This is a genomic window from Citrobacter sp. GW821-FHT07H02 (genome assembly GCF_059418505.1).
The window spans coordinates 1-16,148 of sequence record NZ_JBWKPZ010000002.1; the positions used below are offsets into that span (position 1 = coordinate 1).

15 protein-coding genes are annotated in these 16,148 nt (G+C 51.4%); 7 read left to right on the forward strand and 8 right to left on the reverse strand.

Going from position 1 to position 16,148, the window contains the following annotated elements; all coding sequences use genetic code 11:
* From AC07NP_RS03145 to mdtD, 3 genes are all read left to right on the forward strand, one after another.
* The coding region (locus AC07NP_RS03145) for a hypothetical protein (protein WP_494659559.1) at positions 1–284 on the forward strand (284 nt) is incomplete at its 5' end.
* A gap of 127 nt (positions 285–411) precedes the next feature.
* Positions 412–1,116, forward strand: coding sequence for a FadR/GntR family transcriptional regulator (locus tag AC07NP_RS03150; RefSeq protein ID WP_203359485.1), 705 nt, complete (start codon positions 412–414; stop codon positions 1,114–1,116).
* 11 nt (positions 1,117–1,127) lie between these two features.
* Positions 1,128–2,555 carry a multidrug transporter subunit MdtD gene (gene mdtD / locus AC07NP_RS03155; RefSeq protein WP_494659560.1) on the forward strand — a complete coding sequence of 476 codons (1,428 nt, stop codon included), beginning with the start codon at positions 1,128–1,130 and terminating at the stop codon, positions 2,553–2,555.
* Here the strand turns inward: mdtD and rbsR are convergent.
* The 7 genes from rbsR to kup all read right to left on the reverse strand — a co-directional run bounded on the left by rbsR (position 2,521) and on the right by kup (position 10,479).
* Positions 2,521–3,519, reverse strand: a complete 999-nt coding sequence (gene rbsR, locus AC07NP_RS03160; RefSeq protein ID WP_494659561.1) for a ribose operon transcriptional repressor RbsR — start codon at positions 3,517–3,519, stop codon at positions 2,521–2,523. The two genes, mdtD and rbsR, sit on opposite strands and share 35 nt — an antisense overlap.
* A 3-nt stretch (positions 3,520–3,522) precedes the next feature.
* Positions 3,523–4,452 (reverse strand): ribokinase, encoded by a 930-nt coding sequence (gene rbsK, locus AC07NP_RS03165; protein ID WP_494659562.1) that lies wholly within the window; start codon positions 4,450–4,452, stop codon positions 3,523–3,525.
* Between the two features lie 147 nt (positions 4,453–4,599).
* Positions 4,600–5,490 (reverse strand): ribose ABC transporter substrate-binding protein RbsB, encoded by an 891-nt coding sequence (rbsB, locus tag AC07NP_RS03170; RefSeq protein WP_494659563.1) that lies wholly within the window; start codon positions 5,488–5,490, stop codon positions 4,600–4,602.
* A 24-nt stretch (positions 5,491–5,514) separates the two neighbouring features.
* Entirely contained in the window at positions 5,515–6,480 is a 966-nt protein-coding gene (rbsC, locus tag AC07NP_RS03175; RefSeq protein WP_271445614.1) for a ribose ABC transporter permease, read from the reverse strand.
* Between the two features lie 5 nt (positions 6,481–6,485).
* Positions 6,486–7,991 (reverse strand): ribose ABC transporter ATP-binding protein RbsA, encoded by a 1,506-nt coding sequence (gene rbsA, locus AC07NP_RS03180; protein WP_494659564.1) that lies wholly within the window; start codon positions 7,989–7,991, stop codon positions 6,486–6,488.
* A 7-nt stretch (positions 7,992–7,998) separates the two neighbouring features.
* Positions 7,999–8,418 (reverse strand): D-ribose pyranase, encoded by a 420-nt coding sequence (gene rbsD, locus AC07NP_RS03185; protein WP_192614005.1) that lies wholly within the window; start codon positions 8,416–8,418, stop codon positions 7,999–8,001.
* 192 nt (positions 8,419–8,610) lie between these two features.
* Positions 8,611–10,479 (reverse strand): low affinity potassium transporter Kup, encoded by a 1,869-nt coding sequence (gene kup, locus AC07NP_RS03190; RefSeq protein WP_494659565.1) that lies wholly within the window; start codon positions 10,477–10,479, stop codon positions 8,611–8,613.
* Between the two features lie 221 nt (positions 10,480–10,700).
* Between kup and ravA the strand changes: the two genes are divergently transcribed.
* Both ravA and viaA read left to right on the forward strand, forming a co-directional pair.
* On the forward strand, positions 10,701–12,197 hold the full coding sequence (gene ravA, locus AC07NP_RS03195; RefSeq protein WP_494659566.1) for an ATPase RavA: 1,497 nt from the start codon (positions 10,701–10,703) through the stop codon (positions 12,195–12,197).
* Positions 12,191–13,642, forward strand: coding sequence for an ATPase RavA stimulator ViaA (viaA, locus tag AC07NP_RS03200; RefSeq protein ID WP_203359492.1), 1,452 nt, complete (start codon positions 12,191–12,193; stop codon positions 13,640–13,642). The genes ravA and viaA overlap by 7 nt, the downstream gene beginning before the upstream one ends.
* Positions 13,643–13,646: 4 nt before the next feature.
* Here viaA and asnA read toward each other — a convergent pair whose 3' ends face one another.
* Positions 13,647–14,639 carry an aspartate--ammonia ligase gene (gene asnA, locus AC07NP_RS03205; RefSeq protein ID WP_203359493.1) on the reverse strand — a complete coding sequence of 331 codons (993 nt, stop codon included), beginning with the start codon at positions 14,637–14,639 and terminating at the stop codon, positions 13,647–13,649.
* Positions 14,640–14,790: 151 nt separating this feature from the next.
* On the opposite strand from asnA, the gene asnC reads away from it, so the two are divergent.
* Both asnC and mioC read left to right on the forward strand, forming a co-directional pair.
* Positions 14,791–15,249: a transcriptional regulator AsnC gene (asnC, locus tag AC07NP_RS03210; RefSeq protein WP_013368348.1), complete on the forward strand. Its 459-nt coding sequence runs from the start codon at positions 14,791–14,793 to the stop codon at positions 15,247–15,249.
* An 88-nt stretch (positions 15,250–15,337) separates the two neighbouring features.
* On the forward strand, positions 15,338–15,787 hold the full coding sequence (gene mioC, locus AC07NP_RS03215) for an FMN-binding protein MioC (RefSeq protein ID WP_203359494.1): 450 nt from the start codon (positions 15,338–15,340) through the stop codon (positions 15,785–15,787).
* Positions 15,788–16,148: the final 361 nt, after the last annotated feature.

Below are 16,148 nucleotides of genomic sequence, written 5' to 3' on the forward strand. Positions count from 1 at the left end.
TTTTTCGTCTTGCGACGTTAAGAATCCGTATCTTCGAGTGCCCACACAGATTGTCTGATAAATTGTTAAAGAGCAGTGCCGCTTCGCTTTTTCTCAGCGGCGCGGGGTGTGCATATTACGCCATCCCGCTACAGAGTCAAGCATTTATTTTTGCTTTCTCTGCCGGCGTTCTCAGTGGAACCCCGCTGACCCGGCGGCTTGCGTGCCGTTGTTCCGTGTCAGTGGAGGCGCATTATAGGGAGTTATTTCAGGCTGACAAGCGGAAATTTAAAATAACTTTCTGACTGTCTCTTTTTTCACCAAAATGGCCATTAAGATGCCACAAAATAAGCAAATTGTCGTTTTTGCAGCCGCAATCACACTTCCTGGTGGCATACTAAAGAGTGAGAATTCGAGAAAGGAAGACCATTCATGCCTTTAAGCGCACAACAGTTAGCCGCACAGAAAAATCTTTCCTATGTTCTGGCCGAAAAGCTGGCGCAGCGGATATTAAAAGGTGAATACGCCCCCGGCACCATTCTGCCCGGTGAAATAGAGTTAGGTTCACAATTTGGCGTAAGTCGTACCGCAGTGCGTGAAGCCGTGAAAACGTTAACCGCCAAAGGCATGGTTTTACCACGTCCGCGAATTGGTACGCGGGTGATGCCGCAGGCGAACTGGAATTTTCTCGATCAGGAGTTGCTCACCTGGTGGATGACAGAAGAAAACGTCCATCAGGTCATCGAACATTTTCTGGTGATGCGCATTAGCCTGGAGCCTCAGGCATGTTTACTGGCAGCAACGATAGGTACAGCTGAACAGAAGGCATATCTGAACGCATTAATGGAAGAGATGGTCGCGCTGAAAAAGAACTTTAAGCGTGAGCGCTGGGTTGAAGTCGATATGGCCTGGCATGAGCACATCTATAAGATGAGTGCTAATCCCTTTCTTATCTCTTTTGCGACCTTATTCCATTCTGTCTACCACACCTACTTTACCTCTATTACCTATAACGACGTGGTGAAGCTTGATTTGCACCAGGCCATTGTCGATGCGATAGAAAAAAGCGATGGCGATCTCGCCTTTAAGGCTTGTCAGGCATTACTCATTGCGCCAAACGAGCAACCAGACAAATAACGAGATACTGAATGTCAGAAAAAAAAGCGCGCAGTATGGCTGGGTTGCCGTGGATAGCAGCCATGGCCTTTTTTATGCAGGCCCTGGATGCCACAATCCTTAATACTGCCCTCCCCGCCATTGCGCAGAGCCTTAACCGTTCCCCGCTGGCGATGCAGTCTGCCATTATCAGCTACACCCTAACAGTCGCAATGTTGATTCCGGTGAGTGGATGGTTGGCAGACCGTTTTGGCACCCGCCGCATTTTTATGATTGCCGTCAGTTTATTTACGATAGGCTCTCTGGCATGCGCGCTTTCGGGATCGTTAACCGAATTAGTCATTTTTCGCGTGATACAAGGGATCGGCGGCGCAATGATGATGCCGGTCGCCCGTCTGGCATTATTGCGGGCATATCCTCGCAGTGAACTGCTCCCGGTACTCAACTTTGTTACGATGCCAGGCCTGGTCGGTCCAATCCTCGGTCCCGTGCTGGGGGGAGTACTGGTAACCTGGGCAAGCTGGCACTGGATCTTCCTGATTAATATTCCTATTGGCGTGGCCGGTATTTTGTATGCACGCAAATACATGCCTAACTTTACGACGCCACGTCGCCGCTTCGATATGACCGGTTTCTTTCTTTTTGGCTTGAGCCTGGTGTTATTTTCCAGCGGAATGGAGTTGTTTGGCGAGAAGATTGTCGCAAGCTGGATCGCGCTGAGCATTATTGCCTGCAGTGTTGTATTGCTACTGACGTATATCCGTCATGCTCGCCGCCACCCTACTCCTTTAATCGCCCTACCTATTTTCAAAACGCGAACCTTTTCTGTCGGTATTGCAGGAAATCTCGCAACGCGCCTGGGTACAGGCTGTGTTCCTTTCTTAATGCCGCTCATGCTGCAGGTGGGGTTCGGTTATCCGGCGCTGATTGCCGGTTGTATGATGGCGCCGACGGCGTTGGGGTCCATTCTGGCTAAATCTACCGTTACGCAGGTGCTGCGTCGCCTTGGATACCGGAAAACACTGGTCGGTATTACCGTATTTATCGGCCTGATGATTGCTCAGTTTTCTCTGCAATCCCCCGCGATGCCAGTGTGGATGCTGATTCTGCCGCTGTTTGTGCTGGGGATGGCGATGTCTACCCAGTTTACCGCCATGAACACTATCACGCTTGCCGACCTGACCGATGACAATGCCAGTAGCGGGAATAGCGTACTGGCTGTCACACAACAACTGTCGATCAGTTTAGGCGTCGCTATCAGCGCCGCCGTGCTGCGCATTTATGAAGGAATGGAAGGCACCAACACGGTTGAGCAGTTCCATTATACCTTTATGACGATGGGCGCGATTACCGTGGTATCCGCACTCATGTTCATGCTGCTAAAAACCAAAGACGGTCGCAATCTGATCAAAGAGCGGCATACGTCTAAACCGACCCCCGCGCCATCAAAACCGGAGTAAGCTGCAAACGCTGCTGTTGCAATGCGGGCTGAGCCATACGATGAATTAACACATCGATGGCCAGTTCGCCCAACTCATCTTTGGCTTGATGAATCGTGGTGAGCGGTGGCGTCATATAACGCGCCAGTTCAATGTCGTCATAACCAATCACCGCCATATCCTGTGGAATACGCAATCCAGCCTGATATAACGCCTGATAAGCACCAACGGCCATTGCATCATTACCCGTGAAGACCGCTTGCGGTCGTTCCTGATGTGACAGTAGTGTTTGCATCGCTTCAAACCCACCGCCAAACTCAAAATCACCGGTGATCTCGTAACCTTCCGGGATAGCCAGTCCGGCACGGTTCATCGCCGCCCGGTAGCCTTCCAGTCGCAAACGCGCCGGCGTTTTATCCAACGGCCCGGTAATACACGCGATACGTGTAAAGCCTTTATCGATCAGGTACTGCGTCGCTAAATCCCCGCCTAACAGCGAGTTATCCTGAATTAGATCGCTTTCGCCTTCACCATCAAAGGGGGACCAGTCCATCATGACTGTCGGAATGGAAGGGTAGCGCTGCATGATATCCCTGGAGGGTTGATGTGTTTCGGTACAAAGCAGCAGTAAACCATCGACCCGCTTTTGCATCAGCGTTTCCAGATTACGGTTCATACGTTGCTCATCGCCTTCGGTATTGCATAACACCAGGCTATAGCCCCGCTCAAAGCAGCTACGCTCAACGCCGCGAACAAGTTCTGAATAAAAAGGGTTGGTACTGGCGGTGATCAGCATACCTATCGTGCGGGTCTGATTTAACTTCAGGCTACGCGCCAGGGCAGAAGGCGCGTAGTTTAATTCTTTAATTGCTGCTTCGACTTTCCCGGTAATGGTCTCGCTAACAAAGCGATCCTTATTAATTACGTGAGAGACTGTCGAAGTAGAAACGCCCGCCAGGCGGGCAACATCCTTCATTGTAGCCAAGCGTTACCTCTGCTGACCCAAAAACGCCTCAATCTCTTCGCGCCACGGAACAGAGGGCTGCGCACCTTTACGCGTTACCGCAATGGCTGCAGCGGCATGCGCAAAGCGAATGGCTTCAGGCAACGGAGTCTCTTCCAGTAACGCGGTAATCAGTGCGCCGTTAAAGGTATCTCCGGCTGCAATCGTGTCAACAGCGTCGACTTTAAAACCAGGAACCCGCTGACCTTCTCCATCCACACTGGCCCAGACGCCACGGCTTCCTAATGTTATCAATACGGTATGAATACCTTTGGCATGCAACGCCTGAGCAGCCTTCGCCGCATCTACATCGTTTTCCACCCGAATACCGGTCAGCTTCTCAGCTTCCGTTTCGTTCGGCGTAATAATGTCCACCAGCGCCAGCAGTTCGTCTGAAAGTTCACGGGCAGGCGCCGGGTTAAGCGCCACCGTGGTTTTATGCTGATGGGCAATTTTGGCCGCCGCCAACACGCTTTCAATGGGAGACTCCAGCTGCATCAATAATGCAGAGGCTTGGGCAATTCGCTCGTGTTGCGCTTCCACCAGCTCGGGCGACAGCGCCGCATTTGCACCAGCATGGATGCCAATAACGTTTTCACCTTCACCATTGACGAAAATCAGCGCCACACCAGTAGCTTCATCCTTGATCACGCTAATTGGCGTGATATCGATATTGTCGCTGGCTAGCTGTTTGCGAACGCTTTCGCCAATATCGTCATCGCCCGTACAGGCAATAAACGCAATATTTGCACCACTACGGCCCGCAGCAACCGCCTGATTGGCGCCTTTTCCACCAAACGCCACCTGATAGTGGTTCCCTGTTACGGTTTCGCCTGGGGTTGGAAAGGATTTTAGATTAAGGATGTGATCGGCATTAATGCTGCCAAGAACAACGAGGTTGCCTGCGGTTTTCATGTTGGGTATGTCCAGTAAAGTGCGCCACCGTATTAGGGTGGCGCGTGCCCTGCTTTTCTTTTTACGCTTTCATCTTCAGAATGTTTGTACCTTCTGAGGATGGCGTATTTATGTCGCCATCAGGCAGTAAACTGCCTGAATCGCTTATTACTGCTTGATGACCAGCTTCAGGTCAACCGGATATTTAGCCTGAACCTTCTCACCTTTCAGCACTTTATCAGCGGTCTCAACACCTTTAGCACCGATTTGATCCGGCAACTGAGCAATGGTCGCAGCCAGTTTGCCATCATTTACTGCTTTTTCGCCATCCGGCGTGCCGTCAAATCCAACCACCATCACATCAGATTTACCTGCGGTTTGCAGAGCGCGCAGCGCACCGAGCGCCATTTCGTCGTTCTGAGCAAATACGGCCTGTACATCCGGATGCGCGGTCAGCAGGTTCTGCATCACGTTCAGACCTTTGGTACGGTCAAAGTCAGCAGGCTGGCTGGCAAGCACATTGAATTTGTGAGCAGCAACGGCCTGCTGGAAGCCTTCACCACGCTCGCGCGCGGCAGAAGTCCCCGCAATCCCCTGCAGTTCAATAACTTTCGCACCTTCACCCGCTTTCTTCGCGATGTAATCACCCGCAATCTTACCGCCCAGTACGTTATCTGAAGCGATATGGCTGACCACTTCGCCTTTAGACGCTACACGGTCCAGGGTGATGACCGGGATTTTGGCCTGATTCGCCATCTTCACAGCGTTACCTACCGCGTCGGAATCGGTTGGGTTGATCAACAGAATTTTGGTGCCGCGTACCGTTAAATCCTGCACGTTCGCCAGCTCTTTAGCCGGGTTATTCTGCGAATCCAGTACCACCAGGTTATAGCCCAGTTTATCGGCTTCTTTCTGAGCCCCCTCTTTCAGGGTGACAAAGAACGGGTTGTTCAAAGTGGAGATAACCAACGCAATGGTGTCTTTTGCCATCGCAATCGCGCTCACGGTGGCGCTAAGCGCAACAGCAGAAACCAGGGTAGCCAGTTTTTTCATATTCATATTTAAGATGTCCTGTAGTCGTTGTTACTGCTTTTTGTTGTCTACCAGTACCGCCAGCAAAATCACCACCGCTTTGACGATCATCTGGTAATAGGAGGAAACACCTAACAAATTCAAACCATTATTAAGGAAGCCAAGGATCAGTGCGCCGATCAATGTCCCCACAATACGTCCTTTGCCACCAGCAAGGCTGGTACCGCCCAGAACGACTGCAGCGATGGCATCCAGCTCATATCCCGTACCTGCCGTGGGTTGCGCTGATGAAAGACGAGCCACTTCGATAATGCCCGCTAGTGATGCCAGTAGCCCACATAATGAATAGACGATAATTTTGACTTTGCTGACGCTGATACCGGACAAGCGCGTTGCCGCTTCGTTGCCGCCCAACGCGTAGATATAGCGACCCAGGCGGGTATGGTGCAGCATGTACCACGCCGCAAGGAAGACAATCCCCATAATCCAGACCGGCGTTGGGACGCCCAACGGACGACCAATCCCGAACCAGCCGAACAGATCCGCATTATCCGTAAATCCGGTATTTACCGGGCTACCGTTGGTATACACCATCGTGACACCACGCAGCAGCAGCATCATCACCAGCGTGGCGATAAACGCCTGAACGCGACCTTTCGCGACAATTACCCCGGTCACCGCGCCAATGGCGGCACCTAACGCCAGGGCCGCGGCAACGGCCACCAGCGCGTTAACTTCAATTCCGACAATCGACGCCGCAACAGCACCGGTGAGCGCCAACAGAGAACCGACAGACAAATCGATACCCGATGTCAGAATGACCAGCGTCATCCCCACCGCCATAATGGCGTTGACTGAGGTTTGCTGAAGAATGTTAAACAGGTTATTAACGGTAAAAAAGTTAGGACTCATCGTGGAAACAATCGCGATCAGCACCAGCAGGGCTATGAGCGACTTCTGCTCCATCAGCCACGCTTTGGTGAAATAACGGCGACCAGAAACAGCCTGGGTAGTCATCTTTTTTACTCCTGATTCACGCGATTAAGCTTGCCCACTGCGGCAGCCATTAATACTTCCTGGGTGGCCTGCTCGCGAGTGAATTCACCGCCGAGATGCCCTTCATGCATGACGATGATGCGATCGCTCATGCCTAATACTTCTGGCATCTCAGATGAGACCAGAATGATGCTCAGCCCATCGGCCTTAAACTGGTTAATAAGCTGATAAATCTCTTTTTTAGCGCCCACATCCACGCCACGGGTCGGCTCATCGAGGATCAGCACTTTTGGACGCGTCATTAAACCGCGGGCAATCGCCACCTTCTGTTGGTTTCCTCCGGAGAGTAAGCCAATCGCCTGTTCCATTGACGGCGTTTTCACGTTGAACAGGCGGATGAAATCACTGACCGCCTGTTGTTCATCTTTGTGTTTAAGGCTACCGCCAGTACGACTGAAGTAACCTAACGCGGTCAACGACATGTTCTCTTTCACCGACATACCAAGCACTAAGCCGTCACGCTTACGGTCTTCAGAAATGTAGACGATACCGTTCGCCAGGCCATCCTGCGGTGAGCGCACCACCACTTCATGACCGTCGAGAGTGACATAGCCACTGGTGCGAGGAAGCGCACCATACAGCACCTTCATCAGTTCGGTACGCCCGGCGCCCATCAAGCCCGAAATCCCCAGGATCTCGCCCTTGCGCAGCGTAAAGGAAACATCATTAACGCCGGGACCGCACAGATTATCCACTTTCAGGCGGACTTCTCCCGGCGCGTTATTCAGGCGCGGGTATTGATCCTCAAGCTTACGACCGACCATCATTTCGATGAGTGAATCTTCGGTCAAAGAGGCCACTTCACGCTCGGCAATAAATTGCCCGTCACGAAAAACGGTCACGTCATCGCAAATGTCGAAGATCTCTTTCATACGATGAGAAATATAGACAATCCCGCGCCCCTGCGACTTCAATTCGCGAATAACGCGGAACAGAGATTCCGTTTCGGTATCGGTAAGCGCATCCGTTGGTTCATCCATAATGATGACTCTGGATTCAAAGCTCAGCACTTTGGCGATTTCCACCATCTGCTGATCGCCAATCGACAGTTCGCCCACCAGCCTGTCGCTTTTAAAGCGCAGGTTGAGCTTTGAGAGCAGGACGTCGGCTTCGGCATACATCTTTTTCCAGTCGATTTTGCCAAAGCGATTCACAAACTCACGACCCAGAAAAATATTCTCGGCGATAGTGAGTTGCGGGATCAGGTTCAGTTCCTGGTGAATGATGCCGATCCCGGCTTCCTGAGAAGATTTAGGGCCGGTAAAGGTGGTCTCTTTTCCCAACCACAATAAAGAACCCGCATCACGTGAGTAGATGCCGGTTAACACTTTCATCATGGTGGATTTGCCCGCGCCGTTCTCGCCCACCAGCGCCATGACGCGACCTGGATAAACATTCAACGCGGCGCCGGATAGCGCTTTTACGCCCGGGAACGCTTTATCGATCCCTTTGAGTTGCAGTAATGCGTCCATGATGGCCTCAGAACGTGACGCCAGCACAGAGAATAATATTCGCGTACGGAGAACACTCTCCGCTGCGAATGACCGCCTGACTGTCTGCGGTTTGTTTTTTGAATTGTTCGTGCGTGGTGTAACGAATTTCTATGGTATTTCCCTGGTGTTGTTGCAGTTGCTCAATGTGTTTGAGCAACGTTTCGTGGAGCTGCGGATTATGTTGTTTGATTTCCGTCGCGAGAATAGCTGACTCGACCTGCATTTCACGGGTGACGACATCCAGTACCTGCATAAACGAAGGCACTCCCTGGGTTAATGCCATATCAATACGCGATGTGCTGCCCGGAATGGGTAAACCCGCATCACACACCACCAGCGTATCGGTATGCCCCAGACGGGAAATCACCGATGAAATTTCAGAATTGAGTACCGTGCCTTTCTTCATTTTCTTACCCCACTAGCGAAACGTTTCGCTGACGATAAGTTTAGTCGCAATAATGCTCAGATAACCACCTTGAGGTTACTGAAATGTGATCGGCATCGAAACGTTTCGCAAACCGCGTCATGGAGAAGAATAAAATCTGAGAAGGGATATACAAAACGCCCCCTTTCATCATAAAAGAGGGCGTTGTGAGGTTTAAATCTCGACCTGGGTACCCAGTTCAATAACCCGGTTAGGCGGGATCTCAAACTGATCCGGCGCGCGTAGCGCATTACGCTGCAACAGCAGATACAGTTTGCCGCGCAAACGGAGATACCACGGGCGTTTTCCGACGATTAACGATTCGTGTGACATAAAGAAAGAGGTTTCCATCATTCGGCAGCTTAACCCTTCCAGACCGCAGCGATGGAAAACTTCCTCAACGTTCGGCGTTTCGCGCCAGCCGTAACTGGCCACCACACGCCAGAAGGTTGGCGACAGTTGCTCAATCTGCACACGACGCACGTTGTGCACGTAAGGCGCATCTTCCGTACGCAGCGTCAGCAGGATCACCCGCTCATGCAGTACCTTGTTATGTTTGAGGTTATGCATCAAGGCAAACGGAATAACGTTCAGTGCCCGCGACATATACACCGCGGTGCCTGGCACACGGACCGGCGGTGATTTCTCCAGTGAGGCGATCATCGCTTCCAGAGAGTTACCGTGCTCATGCATGCGACGCAGCAGACGGAAACGCTCACTTTTCCAGGTCGTCATAATAGTAAACATCACCAGACCCAGGGTTAATGGCAACCAACCGCCTGAAAGCAGTTTATCGAGGTTCGCCGAGAACAGCGGAATATCAATGCACAGGAACGCCACCAGAATCAGCGCGACGAAGTATTTGTTCCAGTGCCAGTTTTTACGAGCAACGGTGGTCGAGAGGATTGACGTCAATACCATTGTTCCCGTCACCGCAATACCGTACGCCGCCGCCAGATTGCTGGAGTGCTCGAAGCTGATAATCACAATCACCACAGCGACGTAGAGCATCCAGTTTACAAAAGGAATGTAGATCTGACCCGACTCCATCTCTGAAGTGTGGATGATGCGCATTGGCGACAAATAGCCAAGGCGTACAGCCTGGCGCGTCAGAGAGAAAACGCCAGAGATGACGGCCTGCGAAGCGATAACCGTCGCCAGTGCGGCGAGAATCAGCAGCGGAATCAACGCCCAATCCGGCGCCAACAGGAAGAACGGGTTTTTGATGGCTTCCGGGTGTTTGAGCAACAACGCCCCCTGACCGAAATAGTTCAGCACCAGCGAAGGCAATACCACGGAGAACCACGCCAGGCGGATAGGCAGCTTGCCAAAATGGCCCATATCGGCGTACAGCGCTTCAACACCGGTAATAGACAGCACCACAGCGCCTAATGCGATAAAGGATAGAGTTTTAAATTCCAGAAAGAAATGCACAGCCCACAGCGGATTTAAAGCTTGTAACACTTCTGGGTTGGCGATAATGCTGCGCACACCCAGCCCGGCAAGCACCAGGAACCAAATCAGCATGATTGGTGCAAACAGCTTACCCACCATCCCGGTACCATGCTTCTGAATCATAAACAGCAGGGTGAGGACGATAATAGAAAGCGGGACAATCCAGGTATCGAGCTGCGGCGCAATGATTTCCAAACCTTCAATCGCCGACATGACCGAGATTGCTGGAGTGATCACCACTTCACCATAGAAAAAACTCCCCCCGATCAGTCCGATAATGACCAACGCGGAAGTTGTTCTTGCCGATGTATTCCGCCCGGCTAGCGACATGAGTGTCAGGATCCCGCCTTCACCGGCGTTATCTGCACGCATGACAAACGTCAAATACTTGATGGAGACAACAAAAATCAACAGCCAAAAAATCAGCGACAGAAAGCCAAACACAGCGTCGCGCTCAACGCCAAAGCCGAACTGACCGGACAAACATTCGCGAAGCGTATATAGCGGGCTGGTGCCAATATCACCATAGACAACCCCAATCGCCGCGAGGGTAATCGCAGACAATGATTGCTTATTATCAGTGCTCATAGACTAGTCTTTCGTTTATATATGAAATGTGTGCGTAGTCCCTTGGCCCACAAAAAAGCGCAAGTATGCACGATTAATCGCAAAATCGTACCCCTAAATTGCGGCAGATTAATCTGGCGCAAAGAAAATGAAACAGCACTTCAGTCTATTAATGCCCCTGGAGCGAAACGTCTATACTCGCTGTTTACATGGTACAACTGATGAAAGGACGCCACTCTATTATGGCTCACCCACATTTATTAGCGGAAAGAATTTCCCGTCTGAGCAGTGCTTTGGAAAAGGGACTTTATGAACGCAGCCATGCCGTACGCTTGTGTCTGTTGGCCGCGTTGAGCGGAGAGAGCGTTTTTTTACTCGGCCCCCCTGGTATTGCCAAAAGCCTGATTGCCCGTCGACTCAAATATGCTTTTCAGCACGCCAGAGCCTTTGAATATCTGATGACCCGTTTTTCCACGCCCGAAGAAGTCTTTGGCCCACTCTCCATTCAGGCCTTAAAAGATGAAGGGCGCTATGAGCGATTAACCGCCGGATATCTGCCCGAAGCTGAAATCGTCTTTCTGGACGAAATATGGAAAGCCGGTCCGGCAATCCTCAATACATTGCTGACGGCCATCAACGAACGTCATTTTCGCAACGGCGCGTACGAAGAAAAAATCCCCATGCGCCTGCTGGTGGCAGCATCAAACGAACTGCCGGAAGCAGACAGCAGTCTTGAAGCGCTATATGACCGTATGCTGATCCGCCTGTGGCTGGATAAAGTGCAGGACAAAGCCAATTTCCGCTCAATGCTGATAAGCCAGCTGGATGAAAGCGAAAACCCCGTTCCGGCCACGCTACAGGTCACCGATGACGAATATAACCAATGGCAAAAAACCATTGGCACTATTTCGTTGCCCGATCACGTATTTGAACTGATTTTTACCCTGCGCCAACAGCTTGATGCGCTGCCAAATGCGCCCTATGTCTCGGACCGACGCTGGAAAAAAGCCATTCGCCTGTTACAGGCCAGTGCCTTCTTCAGCGGCCGCGAAGCCGTCGCGCCTATCGACCTGATTCTGCTGAAGGATTGCCTGTGGTACGACGTACAAAGCCTGAATCTGATGCAGCAACAGTTGGAAATATTGATGACCAGTCACGCCTGGCAGCAGCAGGCGATGCTGACTCGACTGGGGGGCATCACTCAACGCCGTATTCAGATACAACAACAGCAAAGTGACCAAACCGCGTTCACCGTTGTGCGTCTGGGGGGCATGTTCAGCCGTCGTCCGCATTACGATTTGCCGCCAGACGTCAGTGCCACCACCCTGACACTGCTTCTGCAAAAACCGTTGAAGCTGCACGATATGGAAGTGATCCATATTACGTTTGATCGTGGCGCCCTGGAGCTATGGCTTTCGAAAGGCGGGGAGATCCGGGGCAAACTTAATGGGATCGGTTTTGCCCAAACGCTGAATATGGAAGTCGACAGCTCCCAGCATTTGGTTGTTCGCGATGTCAGCTTGCAGGGCACTCGCCTGGCACTTCCAGGTTTATCCGAAGACAATATGCCCAGCGAAATCAAACAACAGCTGGAAGCGCTGGACAATGACTGGCACCAGCAGCACAACCTGTTTAGCGAACAACAAAAATGTCTCTTTATCCATAGCGACTGGTTAGGTCGTATCGAAGCCAGTCTGCAGGATGTAGGCACTCAAATTCGTCAGGCACTGCAATGCTAACCCTTGATATGCTCAATATCATGCTGGCTGTCAGCGAAGAGTGGATCATCGAAGAGATGATCCTCGCGCTGCTTGCATCGCCAAAACTGGCGGTATTTTTTGAACGATACCCCCGGTTAAAAAATGCGATTACTGATGATTTGCCGCGCTGGCGCGAAGCGCTACGCAGCCGAATTAAGGAAACGCTTGTTCCCCCTGAATTGACGGAAGAGGTGATGAGCTATCAGCAAAGCCAGCTTCTCTCTACACCGCAATTTATTGTACAGCTCCCGCAAATATTAGCGCTGCTGCACCGGTTACACTCGCCCTACGCCGGACAGGCGCAACAGCTGGTGGACAGCAATAGCGTCTTTACCCCCTCTTTGCACACCCTTTTTCTACAACGCTGGCGTTTGAGCCTCGTGGTTCAGGCCACCAGCCTAAACCAGCAGATGCTGGAGGAAGAACGCGAACAATTGCTGAGTGAAGTCCAGGAACGCTTGACGCTGAGTGGACAACTGGAACCAGTACTGGCGGAAAACGACACCGCAGCGGGTCGCCTGTGGGACATGAGCGCAGGTCAGCTCAAACGCGGGGATTATCAGTTAATTGTTAAGTACGGCGATTTTCTGACTGAACAGCCCGAGCTCAAAAAACTGGCGGAACAATTAGGCCGATCGCGGGAAGCCAAATCCGTGCCGCGCAAAGATGCGCCGATGGAAACGTTCCGCACACTGGTTCGCGAACCCGCCACGGTGCCAGAGCAGGTGGACGGCATACAGCAAAGCGACGACATCCTGCGCTTACTCCCGCCAGAACTGGCAACGCTCGGCATCACCGAACTGGAATATGAGTTCTACCGGCGACTGGTGGAAAAACAGTTGCTCACCTATCGACTGCACGGTGAAGCATGGCGCGAGAAAATCACTGAACGTCCGGTGGTGCATCAGGATTTCGACGAACAACCCCGCGGCCCGTTTATCGTCTGTGTAGATACCTCCGGTTCAATGGGCGGGTTTAATGAGCAGTGCGCCAAGGCATTCTGTCTGGCGCTAATGCGTATTGCGCTCGCCGATAACCGTCGCTGCTTCATCATGTTGTTTTCCACCGAAGTGGTGCGCTACGAGTTGTCTGGCCGGGAAGGCATTGAGCAGGCTATTCGTTTTTTGAGCCAGAGTTTTCGTGGCGGTACGGATATTGCCAGTTGTTTTCGCGCCATTATTGAGCGCATGCAAGGCAGGGAATGGTTTGACGCAGATGCGGTGGTGATTTCCGATTTCATCGCTCAGCGGCTGCCAGACGATGTAGTGAGTAAAGTGGGAGAGTTACAACGGGTGCATCAACATCGCTTTCATGCGGTGGCGATGTCAGAACATGGAAAGCCCGGTATCATGCGTATTTTCGATCATATCTGGCGCTTTGATACCGGGATGCGTAGCCGCCTGCTGCGACGCTGGCGGCGTTAAATTCTTAGAGCAGAGAAGAGACGCTTTCACGCACCTGCGCTGGCCATACGCCGCATTGTACCTGACCAATGTGCGGCAGTTGCAGCAGTAGCATAGTCAGGCGTGACTGACCGATACCACCGCCGATCGTTTGCGGCATCTCGCCACGCAGCAGCGCCTGGTGCCACTCCAGACTCAATCGGTCTTCGTCACCGGTCAGCGCCAACTGATGTTTCAGCGCATCGGCGTCGACACGAATCCCCATCGAAGAAAGTTCAAACGCATCTTCCAGTACCGGGTTCCAGACCAGGATATCGCCGTTCAGACCGGCATAGCCCAGTTCGGAGGCGGAACTCCAGTCATCATAATCCGGCGCACGAACGTCATGACGGTGTCCGTCGCTCAGTTTACCGCCGATCCCCACCAGGAAAACGGCACCCAACTCTTTAGCGATTGCACGTTCACGGCCTTTCGCATCCAGATCAGGATAACGGGAAAGCAGATCCTGGCTATGAACAAAGTGGATCTGATCCGGCAGGAACGGTGCCAGGCCAAATTCTTTGCTTACTGCAGCTTCAGTGGCTTTAATTCCTGCCCAGATCGCCTCTACTGTGCTTTTCAGGGTAGAAAATTGGCGCTCACCGTCGCCCATTACGCGTTCCCAGTCCCACTGATCAACGTAGACCGAATGGAGCGGAGAAAGACGGTCTTCATCGGGGCGAAGGGCTTTCATGTGCGTGTACAGCCCTTCGCCCGCGCTGAAGTCGTGTTGTCCCAGAGTTTGCCGTTTCCACTTTGCCAGAGAATGCACCACTTCGAACTGGGCATCTGGCAATGCTTTCACTTTTACCTGTACCGCTTTTTCACAGCCCGACAAGTTATCTTGCGTGCCATCCCCAACACGGCTGAGGATCGGTGCCTGAACTTCAATCAGACCCAGACGCTCCTCCAGTTGACGAGAAAAGTGAGATTTCACGAAGCTAATTTGACGTTGTTTGGCAATGTAAGCGGTTTTCATTATTTATACTCCTGCGTCCTGTTGGTTATGATTAAGCAACAGAATGCAGGTGATTTTCAATAATCATCAAACAAAAAGGCCGCTTAGGTTTTGATTCATTAATATAAGAGGCTAAAATAGAGTGAATCTCTAATCTATATAAGAAAAACCAATGGAAAATTATCAGATCGACAATCTGGACCGCGGCATCCTTGAGGCATTAATGGCAAATGCGCGTACGGCATACGCGGAACTGGCCAAACAATTTGGCGTCAGCCCTGGCACCATTCACGTTCGCGTAGAAAAAATGAAACAAGCGGGGATCATTACCGGAGCGCGTATTGACGTCAGCCCGAAACAGCTGGGATACGACGTCTGCTGTTTTATCGGCATTATTTTAAAAAGCGCGAAAGACTATCCTTCGGCATTAGCCAAACTGGAAAGTCTGGATGAAGTGACGGAGGCGTATTACACCACCGGTCACTACAGTATCTTTATTAAGGTCATGTGCCGCTCGATCGACGCGCTGCAGCAGGTACTTATCAACAAGATCCAAACAATTGATGAAATTCAGTCCACTGAAACGCTGATCTCTTTGCAGAACCCGATCATGCGGACTATCCGCCCATGATCATTTTTTTAAATCCCCTGCTTTTCCACAGGTAGATCCCAGCTCGCTCACAGCGTACAATAGCCCATCTTTATCAGGATGGGCTCGTATGGCGGACATAACTCTTATTAGCGGCAGCACCCTTGGCGGTGCCGAATACGTTGCAGAACATCTGGCTGAAAAGCTGGAAGATGCGGGTTTTTCAACAGAAACCCTACACGGTCCGCTGGTAGAGGATCTCCCCACTTCAGGGATCTGGCTGGTAATAAGCTCTACGCACGGCGCGGGAGACATTCCAGACAACCTTCTTCCTTTCTATGAAGATCTCCAGTCTCAAAAAACCGATCTGTCCCAGGTGCGTTTCGGCGCCATTGGCATTGGTAGTCGCGAATACGACACCTTCTGTGGTGCTATCGATAAAATAGAGGCAGAACTGAAGCGTTCCGGAGCAAAACAGATAGGCGAGACACTCAAGATCAACATCCTTGAACACGATATTCCGGAAGATCCGGCAGAGGTTTGGCTGGGATCCTGGATTAATTTACTCAAAATAGTGTAAAGATCGTGCGATCAACTGTGGGTAAGTCTGGTGAAAAGCTTGGATCAACCCGTAGTTATCCAAAGAATAACTCTTGTTCAGTTTTTGAGTTGTGTATAACCCTTCATTCTGATCCCAGCTTATACGGACCAGGATCACCGATCATTCACAGCTAATGATCCTCTGCAATGTGTTGATCTTAATGACCGGATCCTGGTTATCCACAGATACTGGCGATCCTAATAAGAGATCACAATAAAACAGATCTCTAAATAAAAAGATCTTCTTTTTAATACCCAGGATCCCGGGGTCTTTCTCAAGCCGACAAAGTTGAGTAGAATCCACGGCCCGGGCTTCAATCCATTTTCACACCGCCGTAATG

What these genes read in the sequence shown, in the direction of transcription:
- AC07NP_RS03150 (WP_203359485.1), top strand. Translation starts at nt 412, where the DNA reads ATGCCTTTAAGCGCACAACAGTTAGCCGCACAGAAAAATCTTTCCTAT.
- mdtD (WP_494659560.1), top strand. Translation starts at nt 1,128, where the DNA reads ATGTCAGAAAAAAAAGCGCGCAGTATGGCTGGGTTGCCGTGGATAGCA.
- rbsK (WP_494659562.1), bottom strand. Translation starts at nt 4,452, where the DNA reads ATGAAAACCGCAGGCAACCTCGTTGTTCTTGGCAGCATTAATGCCGAT.
- rbsB (WP_494659563.1), bottom strand. Translation starts at nt 5,490, where the DNA reads ATGAATATGAAAAAACTGGCTACCCTGGTTTCTGCTGTTGCGCTTAGC.
- rbsC (WP_271445614.1), bottom strand. Translation starts at nt 6,480, where the DNA reads ATGACTACCCAGGCTGTTTCTGGTCGCCGTTATTTCACCAAAGCGTGG.
- rbsA (WP_494659564.1), bottom strand. Translation starts at nt 7,991, where the DNA reads ATGGACGCATTACTGCAACTCAAAGGGATCGATAAAGCGTTCCCGGGC.
- rbsD (WP_192614005.1), bottom strand. Translation starts at nt 8,418, where the DNA reads ATGAAGAAAGGCACGGTACTCAATTCTGAAATTTCATCGGTGATTTCC.
- kup (WP_494659565.1), bottom strand. Translation starts at nt 10,479, where the DNA reads ATGAGCACTGATAATAAGCAATCATTGTCTGCGATTACCCTCGCGGCG.
- ravA (WP_494659566.1), top strand. Translation starts at nt 10,701, where the DNA reads ATGGCTCACCCACATTTATTAGCGGAAAGAATTTCCCGTCTGAGCAGT.
- viaA (WP_203359492.1), top strand. Translation starts at nt 12,191, where the DNA reads ATGCTAACCCTTGATATGCTCAATATCATGCTGGCTGTCAGCGAAGAG.
- asnA (WP_203359493.1), bottom strand. Translation starts at nt 14,639, where the DNA reads ATGAAAACCGCTTACATTGCCAAACAACGTCAAATTAGCTTCGTGAAA.
- asnC (WP_013368348.1), top strand. Translation starts at nt 14,791, where the DNA reads ATGGAAAATTATCAGATCGACAATCTGGACCGCGGCATCCTTGAGGCA.
- mioC (WP_203359494.1), top strand. Translation starts at nt 15,338, where the DNA reads ATGGCGGACATAACTCTTATTAGCGGCAGCACCCTTGGCGGTGCCGAA.